Origin of the sequence: Thomasclavelia sp. (assembly GCF_047249845.1) — a bacterium.
In the GTDB taxonomy this organism is placed as follows: Bacteria; Bacillota_I; Bacilli_A; order Erysipelotrichales; family Coprobacillaceae; genus Thomasclavelia.
Map to the genome: position 1 here is coordinate 1,585 of NZ_JBKTWO010000167.1, position 212 is coordinate 1,796.

1 pseudogene is annotated in these 212 nt (G+C 22.6%); it reads left to right on the top strand.

Annotated elements, in window-relative coordinates:
- Positions 1 to 15 precede the first annotated feature (15 nt).
- Positions 16 to 212, top strand: a pseudogene (locus ACLR9T_RS14410) (hypothetical protein); the annotation flags it as partial.

The window sequence follows — 212 nt, forward strand, 5'->3', positions numbered from 1 at the left end:
AATTATGATAAGTTTATGGATTACTTATATTATCCTGAAATTATTAATTCTTTAGAAAATAACATTCCTAAGCAAGAAATAGAAATTAAAATTAATCATAATATCTATGCATGTTATATTTCAAGAATTGATTTAGGAACAACTTTATTATTTGTTGATATTACAGTTGCTAAAAAGGCAGAAAAAATGCGCAGTGAATTTTTCTCTAATGT